This is a genomic window from Marinitoga sp. 38H-ov, from assembly GCF_011057715.1.
Taxonomy (GTDB): domain Bacteria; phylum Thermotogota; class Thermotogae; order Petrotogales; family Petrotogaceae; genus Marinitoga.
Genome location: NZ_LNGH01000043.1, coordinates 1 through 13,054, shown reverse-complemented (window position 1 = coordinate 13,054; position 13,054 = coordinate 1). Strand labels below are relative to the sequence as shown.

12 protein-coding genes and 1 tRNA gene are annotated in these 13,054 nt (G+C 26.4%); 10 read left to right on the top strand and 3 right to left on the bottom strand.

The window, feature by feature from the left end; translation table 11 throughout:
• Together AS160_RS09400 and AS160_RS09395 are read left to right on the top strand one after the other, a co-directional pair.
• A partial coding sequence (locus AS160_RS09400) for a hypothetical protein (RefSeq protein ID WP_165148134.1) occupies positions 1-223 on the top strand: 223 nt, incomplete at its 5' end.
• 60 nt (positions 224-283) lie between these two features.
• Positions 284-359 (top strand) — tRNA-Ala (locus AS160_RS09395).
• A gap of 53 nt (positions 360-412) precedes the next feature.
• Here AS160_RS09395 and AS160_RS09390 read toward each other — a convergent pair.
• Positions 413-1,537 (bottom strand): aminotransferase class I/II-fold pyridoxal phosphate-dependent enzyme, encoded by a 1,125-nt coding sequence (locus AS160_RS09390; protein ID WP_165148131.1) that lies wholly within the window; start codon positions 1,535-1,537, stop codon positions 413-415.
• 125 nt (positions 1,538-1,662) lie between these two features.
• Between AS160_RS09390 and AS160_RS09385 the strand changes: the two genes are divergently transcribed.
• A complete protein-coding gene (locus AS160_RS09385; RefSeq protein WP_165148128.1) occupies positions 1,663-2,370 on the top strand; it encodes a B3/4 domain-containing protein in 708 nt (235 codons plus the stop codon).
• Between the two features lie 38 nt (positions 2,371-2,408).
• On the opposite strand, the gene AS160_RS09380 is transcribed toward AS160_RS09385, so the two are convergent.
• Positions 2,409-5,099 (bottom strand): cellobiose phosphorylase, encoded by a 2,691-nt coding sequence (locus AS160_RS09380; RefSeq protein ID WP_165148126.1) that lies wholly within the window; start codon positions 5,097-5,099, stop codon positions 2,409-2,411.
• Between the two features lie 266 nt (positions 5,100-5,365).
• Between AS160_RS09380 and AS160_RS09375 the strand changes: the two genes are divergently transcribed.
• The 7 genes from AS160_RS09375 (at position 5,366) to AS160_RS09345 (ending at position 12,452) form a co-directional block, all read left to right on the top strand.
• Positions 5,366-6,190: an HAD family hydrolase gene (locus AS160_RS09375; protein WP_165148124.1), complete on the top strand. Its 825-nt coding sequence runs from the start codon at positions 5,366-5,368 to the stop codon at positions 6,188-6,190.
• Positions 6,156-6,968, top strand: coding sequence for a hypothetical protein (locus AS160_RS09370; RefSeq protein WP_165148122.1), 813 nt, complete (start codon positions 6,156-6,158; stop codon positions 6,966-6,968). The genes AS160_RS09375 and AS160_RS09370 overlap by 35 nt, the downstream gene beginning before the upstream one ends.
• 10 nt (positions 6,969-6,978) lie before the next feature.
• Positions 6,979-7,551 (top strand): diguanylate cyclase, encoded by a 573-nt coding sequence (locus AS160_RS09365; protein ID WP_165148120.1) that lies wholly within the window; start codon positions 6,979-6,981, stop codon positions 7,549-7,551.
• A 47-nt stretch (positions 7,552-7,598) separates the two neighbouring features.
• Complete coding sequence (murA, locus tag AS160_RS09360) at positions 7,599-8,861, top strand: UDP-N-acetylglucosamine 1-carboxyvinyltransferase (RefSeq protein WP_165148140.1); 1,263 nt, start codon at positions 7,599-7,601, stop codon at positions 8,859-8,861.
• A 163-nt stretch (positions 8,862-9,024) separates the two neighbouring features.
• Positions 9,025-10,167, top strand: a complete 1,143-nt coding sequence (gene aspC / locus AS160_RS09355; RefSeq protein ID WP_206528166.1) for an aspartate aminotransferase — start codon at positions 9,025-9,027, stop codon at positions 10,165-10,167.
• A 146-nt stretch (positions 10,168-10,313) separates the two neighbouring features.
• The gene (locus tag AS160_RS09350; RefSeq protein WP_165148118.1) at positions 10,314-11,672 is read left to right on the top strand and encodes a GlmL-related ornithine degradation protein; all 1,359 of its coding nucleotides are present in this window, start codon (positions 10,314-10,316) and stop codon (positions 11,670-11,672) included.
• 27 nt (positions 11,673-11,699) lie between these two features.
• The gene (locus AS160_RS09345; protein ID WP_165148116.1) at positions 11,700-12,452 is read left to right on the top strand and encodes a hypothetical protein; all 753 of its coding nucleotides are present in this window, start codon (positions 11,700-11,702) and stop codon (positions 12,450-12,452) included.
• Positions 12,453-12,471: 19 nt separating this feature from the next.
• Here AS160_RS09345 and AS160_RS09340 read toward each other — a convergent pair.
• Positions 12,472-13,054 (bottom strand): family 1 glycosylhydrolase (locus tag AS160_RS09340; protein WP_165148114.1); only part of this gene is annotated, 583 nt, incomplete at its 5' end.

Here is a 13,054-nt window from a genome sequence, read left to right as displayed (position 1 = left end):
AGGCGGAGCACCTTTTGATCCAGGAGCAAAAAAAGATATATTACCTCATACAAAAAAATATGTATATGGAGTTTTAGAATATGTTTTAGTTGAAGTAAGTGCTGAAAAAATAAGAGTAGTAGTTAAAGGGGTTGGAGAATCAAAAGATTTTGATGTTAGAAAAGCTAAAAAAATAGATAGAATGTTGGATTATATAGAGATACCTTTGAATAAAGGTTATTAAAATAATTTAAAAATAGATACATTGATATTTAACATAAACTGTATATAATATTTACGGTTTGGGGTCGTGGCGCAGCTGGGAGCGCGCTACCATGGCACGGTAGAGGTCGTGGGTTCAAGTCCCATCGACTCCACCATAAAAAAATAGCCTTGGTTCAAGGCTATTTTTTATTTGTTGCATATAATACAATTAAACATAATTATTTTCAATTAAAAATTCTTCGAATTTAAATAAACTTTCTCTAAAGTTTTTTCTTCCAAATCCAATTCTGAAGTAATTTCCAGGGTAATCATATATATTTGCAGGTAATAATAATACACCTTTGTTTTGTACTAACTTTTCACAGAAATCCTCAATTTTTTCATCTATATTTATTTTTACAAATGCTATAGGACCTGCCATTTGTCTATAAAACTCAAATAAAGAATTATATTTATTAAAAAAGTCTTCGGCAATAGATAAATTTTCTAATATTATTTCTTTATTTCTATTTAAAATTTCATCACTATGCTTTAAAGCTATTTTGGCTAGAAATTCTGATGTTGCTGAATTACATATAGTTGTGTAATGTTTCATTTTTATTAATTTTTCTATTAAATTATTATCTTGAGTTGCTAACCAACCTATTCTTAATCCTGCTAAACCGTAGGATTTAGACATAACACCTAATGAAATGCCTTTTTCGTATAAATCAGCCAACCATGGTCTTGTTATTCCATCTAATTCTAATCCTTTATATACTTCATCGCAAAATATATATGTATTATTTTTTCTACTAATTTCTATAATTTCTTCATATTCTTCTTTCTTAAAAGCATAACCAGTTGGGTTATTTGGACTGTTTAAAACTATTAATTTAGTATTTGGTTTAATTAATTTTTTTAAATCATTTATATCAAAATACCAACCTTTATCATTTTTTTTGACATTCCAGTATGAAATTTCACATCCTAAAGAATTTGCTACTTCATATAGTGACTGATATATAGGAAATTGAGATATTATATGATCACCTTTTTCTAATAGTACATTCATAAAATTAAATATAGGTTCTTGTGCTCCAGAATGAACAACTATATTATTTTCAGGGATAGTATCATATAAACTAGAAATAATCTTTCTTAACTCTGGATCACCTTGTACTTCTGTATAACCTAACCAAAGATCAAATAGTTCTTTGCTTTTTTCTTCACTTTCATAATTTAATAATTGAGCTAATTTCATCGATTCACAATCAGATTGAGTTAATAAATAAGGTGCTGTAAATTCGTACTTACCAAAATAAACCTCTAATTTAAAATCTTTTAATTTCATATCATTCCTCCTCAAAAAAATATATTTTACCATACACAAAATTTTATCATAAAAATTATTAAAAAGTAAATATTTCAATATATGATAAAACTGAAACTAAATCATATTTGTTTAGAGGTGAAATTATGAAAAAATTTATTGTTGAAAATGATTTTTGGAACTTGTTTCCTAAAGCAAAAATAGGAGTAGTTGTTTGTAAAGGAATAGATAACACCATTAAAAATGAAGAAAAATTTAAGAAAATGATTTTAGAAGCAGAAAAGAAAGCATTGGAATGTTTAAAAAATCCAGAATTTAGTAGTAATGAAGTTATTAGAATTTGGAGAGAAACTTTTCGAAAGTTTAAAACCAAAAAAGGTGCTAGATCATCTATAGAATCTTTATTAAAGAGAGTGTATAAAGGTAATCATTTAAATAATATTAATCCTTTAGTTGATATTTATAACAGTATTTCGTTGAAATATCTATTGCCTTGTGGTGGCGAGGACATTGATAAGATTTCAGGTGATATAATATTAACTAAAGCAGTTGGTGATGAATTTTTTGTTGCATTAGGTGAAGATAAAAATGAACCGCCATATGAAGGAGAATTGATATATAAGGATAATAATGGAGCCATTTGTAGATGTTTAAATTGGCGTGAATCAGTAAGAACTATGCTTACTGAAAATACTAAGAATGCGGTTTTGTGTATGGAATTAGTTGATGAAAATAGGGGAAAGGAATTTGAAATTGCTTTAGAAGAATTATCTAAAAAAGTAATGGAGAATTTAGGTGGTGCTTGTAAAGTTTCAATTTTGGATATAAATAATAAAGAAATAATATTAGATTGAAAATATTAACTCCATCCTTTTAGGATGGAGTTAATAAATTATTCTAATTCAATAATTAATTCATGAATTTTGTCTTTATCCAAAGATTCCAATAAACTTCTTTTGATTTTTATTTTATTACCTAAGATTTCTGATTCTATTTTTCTTCCGTTTAAAGAAACAGAAGATATATTATATTTTCCATAGTTTAGTCTATTTTTATTTGAATAAATAATATTAAATGTTCTATCAGCGAATAAAGTTTTCACTGAAGCAATACCTTTACAATCAAATTGCTTGTCTAATAATTTTGGTTCAAGTAATAAATCTCCTAAATCTCCTTTAACTCCAAACATTTCTGTTAATACAGTTAATAATAACCAACTTGCAGAACCAGTTAAATAATGATACATTCCGCGTCCTTTTTCATTAATATATTCTGGAATACCTGGATATATTCTGCTAACTTCAAAATTCTTTATGTGATTATATAATGTATTTATAACGTCAAAACCATCTTCAACAAAACCTCTTTTATACAAAGCATTTGAAAACATAACAGCCATATGACTAAACATAGCTCCATTTTCCTTATGCCCAAAAGCAAACCCGAATAATCTTCCTAAATCTAATTTTACTTCATGGAAATTAGTGTTTAATCTATAACCACCAACTTTTTCATCTTTTAAATATTTTTTTGCTGATAATAGTATTTTTTCAACTTGATCATTTGTAGCTATATTACCCATTATTGTAAATACTTGACCAGTTAAAGTCATGCGTACCCCTTTAGGATTATCGCCTTCAACTATATTCCCATGATCATCATAATATCCATTAAACCATTCATACCCTTCATTATTTCTAATCCATTCATTTTTTCTAATATGATTTACAATCCAATTTCCTTTTCTTTCCAAATCGGAAATTAAATAATCAATTTTTATCTTTGTTTTATTTCCTGAAACAAAACTTTTTACTTTATTATAGTATTCATTTAGTAATTTATTTTTTTCTTCAGGTGAATTATAATCCACTTTATTATCTAATAACATTAATATTTCTTCAGTAATCTCCAATTCTTCTATTTTTAAAGATTTTAATAATTTAGCAAGTTCTAATAAATTCCATCCATATAATGCAGTGAAAGCTACACTTTCGCCATTATTTCTAGCCATGTCTAATCCATCATTCCAGTCAGCACCTTCAAGTTTTATGTTGTTGTGCATTCCTACATTAAAAAATGGCGTAAGATGTTGAATTAGTATATGTTCTAATATAGAAGATGAATGTATTTTATTATCTCTAGTTTTAAGTTTATTACCTTTTTCTATTGTCCAATTTGGGTCAAAATCTGTGCATCTATTTGCTAATCTATCTTTAAAATATGTTTGAGATTCTAATAAAAAATTCAAATCTCCAGTTAAGTCTATATATAATTTAGTAGTTAAAAAAGGCCAAGCACCATGGTCCATCCACATTCTTGCAATGTTATTTCTATCAGCTATAAACTCACCAGGATTTGATCCGATAATTGTTGCATTACTTCCATCAATTCTTACTCCGGCATAATTATTGTATAACAATTTTCGCACGTTATCTGGTTCCATCATTAAAAGAGCTAATAAGTCTTGCCACAAATCTCTCCAACCTCTTCCGCCTCTTCCGTAATCATGATGAGGTAAAAAAGAATTTCCAAATAATCTTCTTAATATAGGTTGTATATTTATCCATTTCATCCATTTATTAAATTCATCATCGCTAGTTTTGAATTCTGGGTTGCTTATTTTATTCTCCCAATATTTTTTATTTTCTTCTAATGCATTTTTTACTTTTTCTTTTGAACCAAATTTTTCTAATAATATATTATTTTCTAATTCGTCTTCACTAATTGACATTAAAATGATATATGTTTTAGACTCATTTGGTTTGAGGTCAATATCTTTAAATCTAATAGCTCCTATAGCTTCATAACCTTCAAAATAATTTCCTGATTTAGCAAATTTTTTATTAGAAAATATGGCTTCAGGAGTTTCAAAACTTCCTCCTTCTCCTATAAATTCTTCAACTTCAGGGAGAAAACCTATAGGTTTTTCGCCATTTTCTTCGAAGCCTAAAACAGAATATAATACATTATTAATTTTATGTCCTCTTTCATCGAAAGAAAGTGTAGGTTTTACTAGAACACCATAATCATTTGTTCTTATTCTGTGCAATAACGAAGTAACATGTCTGTGATCTCTTAAATTATCAGCTGATCTTCCATATATAGGAATTGCAGCGGTAGGCGTGATTTGCATAACTTGGTTAGAAGTATTTGTTATTGTTACTTCCATTATTTCAACTTTATGTTCTACAGGAACAAAGTTTATAATTTCAGCCTTAACACCTAAAACTTTATTTTTTCTAATAATTTTATGCCATAAGAATCCTGCTTCTAAAGTTACATCATCTTTTTTATCGCTGTAAAAGTTAGCCAATTGCATAGGTGAATTTCCACTAATTGACCAAACATCTTTTTTGTTTATATATATCCAAAAATTCCTAGTACTTTTTGTGTTATGTAAATCTTCTGCTGATACAGGAAGTAGTAAAAAAGAATTTTGTCCTGATTTCAAATCACCATTTAGTGTTGGAGTTATAGAAGACATCATTCCAGCTTCGTTTACTAATGGAAAATAAAGATAACTAGTTTTATCTGGGTTTTCTAAAACAAAATCAGCATTTTCTGAAACAAATTTCCATCTCATAATAATCCTCCTTTTAAAAAATAACAGATATTATAAATTATATCATAATTTCTAAGCTATTAAAATTATGAAAATTGTTACATAAGAATATTTTGTTAAAATTTTGATAAAAATTTGTGAGGTTTTTTATTTTGGATTTTTCAAAAAAATAAAATAAATTATTAATAATACTTTAATACATATCATATGTTAAATTACAATAAAATGCTATATTAATAATATTTGGGTTTTTAAAATTTTATGTTATAATCTTATGGAGGGATAATATGAACAGGAAAGTATTTGTGTTTGATTTAGATGGAACATTATTAAATTCTAAAGAGCAAATGACTGAAAGAACAATTAATGCAATAAAAAAAATATATGAAAAAGGTTCGTTTATTATTATAGCAAGTGGAAGAATGTATAAATCAACCAAAATTGTTATAAATAAATATTTACCTTTTTTAAATGAAATACCAATTGTCTCATATAATGGTGCTTATGTAGTATCGCATAGTGGAGAAGTTGTTTTTGAATCTGATATTGATAAAAAACTAGCAATTGATATTATTAAAGAAGCAAAAAAAGAAAAAATTCATGTTCAAACATATATAAATGATGATTTAATTGCTGATGATGATGATAATGAAATTAAAGGTTACGCTAAACATTCTGGAGTTGATTATAAAATAGTGAATGATTTGCAAGATTATATTTTAAAAAACAAAAATGGACCTACAAAAATATTAACAATTTCTGATGAAAAAAGATTAGATGTTTTTCAAAAGAATATGCAGGTTAAATATAATAATGAATTAAATATAGTAAGGTCATTTAATATATATTTAGACTTTTTAAACAAAGATTCTTCTAAAGGTATTGCGTTAAAAAAATTATCTAATATATATAATTTTGATTTAAAAAATGCATATGTTTTTGGAGATAGCGAAAATGATATATCTATGTTATCACTTTCAAATAATTCTTATGCAATGGGAAATGCATCTAATCATGTAAAAGAATCAGCAAATTATATTGCTCCATCAACTGATGAAGAGGGGGTAGCTTCAATAATTGAAAAGATTTTATCTAGTGATTTTAATAATTAATATATTTTTGTATTCTTTTGGAGAAAAAATTCCAATATTTAAAGAAAATAATTTTCTCGGATATTTAAATACATCATTGAACGAATCTCTTAATGAAGAGATAATAAATGGTTATTGGCTTGATTTAAAAGAAATAGATAGTGAATTAAATTATTTTGTTTTAGGTACTTTAAATTCATATGACTTAATTTTTGAATTTAGTAGGGAATTAGGATCTCAATTAAAAGAAAAAGGATATGATTTTATTGTTTTTGGAAATTTAAAAACATTGAAAAAGGGAAATGAAGATTTTTTAAGCTATATTTCAAGTTCTCCATTTATTGCATCACAGGTAATTTTTATTATGCTAAGGGGATTTGAAACTTCTGGTATTTTTCCTATAGTTTATTTAGGAGAAGATTTTGATGAAAATATAAAAAAATCTCTTGACCAAAAAGCGGGAAAAATTTTTTATTTATCTTCAATAAAGTATACATCCTATATGTTTTATGATAAAATTACTAATAAGATTATTTTAAATGAAAGTCTTAATCCTAAATTATTTTGGGATTTACCAAAAAATGGAAATATTAATGATATAATAAATAAGATTTATAATAATTCAATTGTTATTACAGGTTGGTTAGGAGAAAATTATAAACTGTATTATAGAGATTTGCCGCAAAATAGTAAAGAGAAGAGTATTATCTACTTTTCAAAAAAAGTCGAATATATAATAAGGGATTTTATCGAAAAAAATATTAATATAGTTTCAGGTAAAAAAAATTGGGATTGGTAGGAGGAGAAAAATGGAAAATGAAATTAAGGTAAAACAATTATTAGAAGAGAATAATAAATTGAAGGAAGAGTTAGAAAAAACACATAAACTACTTGAAGAATACAATGAGTTAACTAAAGAAGAAATAAATGCGTATAAAGATTTTGTAGAAGGGTTTGTTGATAGAAGATATATCGATTCTTCTACAAGAGTTTATTCGAGAGATTTTTTTGATAAGATATTCTTCTTATTATTAGAAACTGCATTTGAAAAAGGCAATAATTATGGTTTAATTATTGTAAAAATACCTGAATTAGAAAATTTGAAATTTGAAGGTGAAGCTCATAAAAGTCCTGAAATGGAAATTGGTAGAGTATTAAGAAATAATGTAAGATTACCATTAGATATTATCATGAGATATTCAAAAACTACATTTGCAATTGTAATACCTGATATAACAGAAGTAGAATTAGGTAAAATTTCCGAAAGAATTATATATCAATTAAAGAATTTTGTAAGTAATCCTGAAGAAATAGATTTTTATACATTTTATTTACCAAAGGATTTAACAACTACTAAAGATATACTAAACTATTTTGCCTGATATAGATTGGAGGAAAAATTATGGAAAATAGATTGGAGATTGAAAGTATGGGAAAAATAAAAGTTTCTGGACCTCAATATGCTTCCGGTGAAATTACAATATCAGGCTCTAAAAATTCTGCTTTACCTATATTAGCAGCTACATTATTGACGGATGACGATATAATTTTGCATAATATTCCTAATTTAGCAGATGTAAATACTATGATAGAAATATTAGAAAATGCTGGGAAAAAGGTGTATTGGAAAGGGTCATCCTTAGTTATTAAAGGGTGTACAGATATTAACTCGGTTTTACCATATGCTCCAGTAAGGAGAATGAGGGCATCTTTTAATGTTCTTGGGCCTCTAACAATTAGAAAAGGTTTTGCTAAAGTAGCTTTACCAGGAGGTTGTTCAATAGGGGTAAGGCCAGTTAATTTTCATTTAGAAGGTTTAAAGAAAATGGGGATTGAGTCACAAATTGAACATGGCTTTGCTAATACCAAATTAGGTAAATCACCTGAAAAAATACATATATCTTTACCTTTTCCAAGTGTTGGGGCAACTGAACATCTAATATCAACTGCTGTATTGTTGGAAAATAGAGAAACAATATTAACTAATTGTGCTCAAGAGCCAGAGATTGTTGATTTATGTGATTTTTTAATATCGATGGGAGCAAAAATTGAAGGTCAAGGAACTTCTAATATAAAAATATATGGTGTAAAGAAATTATATGGTACAGAATATACAATTATTCCTGATAGGATAGAAGCGGGAACTTATGCCATTTTAGGGGCTATTTTAGGCGGTAAAGTTGTATTGAAAAATGTTATTGAAGATCATATTTTTTCATTATTAGATATATTTGAAAAAATTGGTATAAGATATAAAATGGAAAATGATATTTTAACTATTGAAGGTATTTCTAAATTAGAATTATCACCGGTAGATGTTGAAACGGCAACGTTTCCTGGGTTTCCTACAGATTTACAACCTCAGTTGATGGTTTTATTAAGTTTAATACCTGGTAGATCATCAATTACGGAAAATGTTTTTAAAACAAGATTTAATCATGTTGATGAATTAAATCGTATGGGAGCTAAAATATTTGTTGAAAGTAATACAGCTATTATCACAGGTGTGACAAAACTTTCTGGCGCCCCATTGGAAGCAACAGATTTAAGAGCATCTGCAGCATTATTAATAGCTGCTTTATCAGCAGAAGGGGAAACAATGATAAATAATGTTGATCATATATTTAGAGGGTACGAAAAATTATTTGAAAAATTAGAGAATTTAGGACTAAAAATAGAATATTATGAATAAATGAGCTACGGCTCATTTATTTTTTTAATTTTATTAAAATATAAGAATAACTGTTTATTTAATAATTTTTGTTCAATAATTAACATAAATAGTGCATAATTGACATTGAAAAAAATTTCATAATAGAGTAAAATTATATAGATATTAAATTTGGAGGGATATAATGATATCAAAAATAGTAAAAAGCATACAACCATCAATAACGTTAGAATTAAATGCAAAAGCGATTGAAATGGAAAAACAAGGATTTGATGTTATTAAATTAACAGCCGGAGAACCGGATTTTATTACCCCTAAAGAAATAATAGAAAATGCTTATAAGGCTATGCTAGAAGGAAAGACTAAATATACAAATTCCGCTGGGATATTAGAGTTAAGAGAAAAAATTGCTGAATTTACTAATATTTCTAGAAAAACAAATTATAATGCTGAAAATATAGTTGTATCAAATGGAGGAAAACAAGCTTTATACAATGTATTGTTAGCTATATTAAATCCTGGTGATGAAGTAATAGTTCTTGATCCATCTTGGATTAGTTATGAAGCTCAAATTAAACTTGCAAGAGGTATTCCAATACATGTTCCATTAAAATTCAAAAATAATTTTATTCCAAAAGCAAGTGACATTGAACCATATATAAGTGAGAAAACTAAAGCGATTATAATTAACTCACCTAATAACCCTACAGGTGCAGTTTACCCTAAAGAAACATTTTTGGAAATTAGCGAATTGATAAAAGATAAAAATATTTATTTAATAAGTGATGAGGTATATGAAAAATTAGTATTTGAAGGAGAGTTTTTTTCTCCAGCTGAAATAGAGAATTTAAGAGAAAAAACAATAATAATAAATGCTTTTTCAAAAACATGGTCAATGACAGGTTGGAGGGTAGGATATTCTGTAGCTCCATTAAATATAACTAAAGAAATTAAAAAGATTCAAAGTCATATTACATCAAATATAAATACACCTGCACAATATGGTGCATTGTCCGCTTTTGATGTAAATATAGATTATTACATAAATAAATTTAATGAAAGAAGGAAATATGTTTTAGATAGAATAAAAGAAACAGATTTAGAGTATGTATATCCATATGGTGCATTTTATTTGTTTATCAATATATCAAAATATGATAATGATGATATGAATTTTGCAAATCAATTATTAAATACTAAAAGATTGGCAGTAATTCCTGGTAGCGGTTTTGGCGCAAAAGGATTTATTAGAATTTCTTATGCAAATTCAATAGAAATTTTAGAAAATGGTTTAAATAGATTATTTGAATATATAAAAGAATTATAAATTTTTCCAAAATGTTTGAACTCCAAAAATGAAACAATTAAAAAACGCCCCCGAAAGTGATAAAATAAAAGTAAGGGGTGTTTTTTTTATGAATGAATTTTTAACATTTTTGATATAATTATAATATAAGTTAAAGAGGTGAAGATATGAAAGTTGATTTAATAACAGCAGAAATTGGAAGTACTACAACTATTGTAACTGTTTTTGATAAAATAGATACAAAAAAACCTATTATTTTGGCTCAAGGGGAACATTATACAACAATTAATGAGGGAGATATTACCATAGGCATTGAAAAAGCTTTAAAAGTTATTGAAGAAAAATTAAATGAAAAAATTAGTTGGGAAAAATTTTTAGCTACTTCATCAGCAGCAGGCGGATTAAAAATGACAGTTCATGGTTTGGTGTATGATATGACAGTTAAAGCGTCAAGAGAAGCTGCTCTAGGTGCGGGTGGAGTTATTAAATATGTTACTGCAGGAAAGATGAGAAATTCACATATAAAAAAAATACTCGAAATAAAACCTAATGTTATTTTCTTAGCAGGTGGAGTTGATTATGGAGAAGAAGAAACTGTTTTACATAATGCTGAATTATTGAGTGATATACCTTTGAATGTTCCTATAATATATGCTGGTAACGTTGCTGTAGTTGATGAAATAAAAGAAATATTATCAAATAAAAAATTATATATAACAGAGAATGTTTACCCAAAAGTTGATCAGTTAAATGTTGAACCAGCAAGAAAAGTAATCCAAGAAGTTTTTGCAGAACATATAATACATGCTCCTGGAATGGAAAAAATAGAAGAATATGTAGATGAAAATATAATTCCAACACCTGCAGCGGTGATGAGAACAACACAATTATTAAGTGAGTTATATGAAGATGTATTAACAGTAGATATAGGAGGAGCTACTACAGACGTTGATTCAGTTACAGAGGGAGATCCAGAGGTTCAAAGTATAATGATAAGTCCTGAACCAGTTGCTAAAAGGACAGTAGAAGGAGATATGGGAGTATTTGTAAATGCTCATACAGTAATAGAATTAATAGGTGAAAAAGTATTAAGAGGGAAATTTCAAAATTTTGATGAATTAGTAAAAGAAATATCTCCATATCCAAAATCCGATGAAAATGAAAAATTTATGGCATCTTTAGCAGAATATTGTTTTGTTGAAGGAATTAGAAGACATGCTGGAAAGAAAAAACACATTTTTACTCCTTTAGGAAGAAAATCTATTGCACAAGGAAAGGATTTAACTGCAATAAAATATATTTTTGGAACTGGAGGAGTATTAACAAGATCTAAGTTTAATAGGAAAATATTAACTTCTATTAATGGGGTCCATAAAAAATATCCAAATGAATTATTGCCAAAAAATATCAAAAAAATAGGTTTTGATAAAAACTATATTTTTGCGCCTATTGGAGTTATTTCAACTGTAGATAAAGAAATAGCTATGAATATTTTAAAGGAAGATTTAGAATTTTTTGAAATATGATTTACATATTATTATGGGGGGAGATATATGAAAAAAATAATATTTTTATCTTTTTTGCTCTTTTTCAATTTAATAATATTCAGCGAAAGAATATATTTAACAAATGAGAAGATTTTAGAAGGTAATATAATATCTTTAGAAGATGATATGTATATTTTAAAAAATGGAAATGATATAATTAAAATTCCTAAAAAATTAATTGTAAAAATAGAATTATTAAAAGAAAAATATGAAATTTCCTATGATGCATCTAATTTATATAATGAATGGAAAATAGGTGGAAGACGTGAAAATGGTAATTTGATTTATTTAGACAATATTGATAATGAAAATTGGTTAAGAATTCACAAAGATGGATTTTCTGAAAATAATTTATATAAAGATTTTGAATTAATTTATTTAAATAATACAAAGATTTATATATCATCAGAAATAATGGGATTTACTACAAAAACTTCAAATATATCTAGAATAGAATATTCGATTGCTGGTATTATATTTATTTTATTGGATAAAGATAAAAAAGAAATAAATAGAATTGCATATGCTTGGGGAAGTGATGAATATCCTTTTTCTAAACATAATTGGATAAATAGACTATATGCTTCAGTGTATAAGCCGTTTGAATTAAAATTTAATGTTAAAGATATTTCGAAAAATAAAGAAGCTAAATATTTACGAATAGTACTATGGACATATTGTAGTTCTAACAAAAATAATTTATCTGCAGATTTATGGATAAAGAATTTAAAGTTAGTTATGACTTATAAAAACAACTGAGGCAACCCTCAGTTGTTTTTTAAAAATTCTTATACCACAAAGCGCTATCTTTCAAATACCTCTTAAGAGTAGTATAATCAACATAAACTAAACCAAATCTTTTAGAATAACCATGAGCCCATTCAAAATTATCCATTAATGACCATATAAAATATCCTCTTAAATCCACTCCATCATTAATAGCTTTCAATGCTGCTTCAAAATGGTCGTTTAAATATTTAATCCTATAATCATCATGCACTCTACCATTTATCAATTTATCAGGTCCTGCCATTCCATTTTCTGTTATATATAACGGTAATTTATATTTATTATTAAACTCTATCAATTTATCGTATAATCCTTTTGGATATATTTCCCAACCCATTTCAGTTTTTGGTAAATTACCTTCAACATGCTTAAATTTCAATGAATGATTTTCATCATATGCTATCAATTGTCTGGAATAATAATTTACTCCAAAAAAGTCTATTTTTTGAGATATAATATCAAAATCATTTTTTGGTATGTCTATTTTCATATTTTGTAATGAAATAACTGCTTCTTCTGGATATTTCCCAAATATTATTGGATCATGATACCATCCATTTATATATTGATCA

What these genes read in the sequence shown, in the direction of transcription:
- AS160_RS09390 (WP_165148131.1), bottom strand. Translation starts at nt 1,537, where the DNA reads ATGAAATTAAAAGATTTTAAATTAGAGGTTTATTTTGGTAAGTACGAA.
- AS160_RS09385 (WP_165148128.1), top strand. Translation starts at nt 1,663, where the DNA reads ATGAAAAAATTTATTGTTGAAAATGATTTTTGGAACTTGTTTCCTAAA.
- AS160_RS09380 (WP_165148126.1), bottom strand. Translation starts at nt 5,099, where the DNA reads ATGAGATGGAAATTTGTTTCAGAAAATGCTGATTTTGTTTTAGAAAAC.
- AS160_RS09375 (WP_165148124.1), top strand. Translation starts at nt 5,366, where the DNA reads ATGAACAGGAAAGTATTTGTGTTTGATTTAGATGGAACATTATTAAAT.
- AS160_RS09365 (WP_165148120.1), top strand. Translation starts at nt 6,979, where the DNA reads ATGGAAAATGAAATTAAGGTAAAACAATTATTAGAAGAGAATAATAAA.
- murA (WP_165148140.1), top strand. Translation starts at nt 7,599, where the DNA reads ATGGGAAAAATAAAAGTTTCTGGACCTCAATATGCTTCCGGTGAAATT.
- aspC (WP_206528166.1), top strand. Translation starts at nt 9,025, where the DNA reads ATGATATCAAAAATAGTAAAAAGCATACAACCATCAATAACGTTAGAA.
- AS160_RS09350 (WP_165148118.1), top strand. Translation starts at nt 10,314, where the DNA reads ATGAAAGTTGATTTAATAACAGCAGAAATTGGAAGTACTACAACTATT.
- AS160_RS09345 (WP_165148116.1), top strand. Translation starts at nt 11,700, where the DNA reads ATGAAAAAAATAATATTTTTATCTTTTTTGCTCTTTTTCAATTTAATA.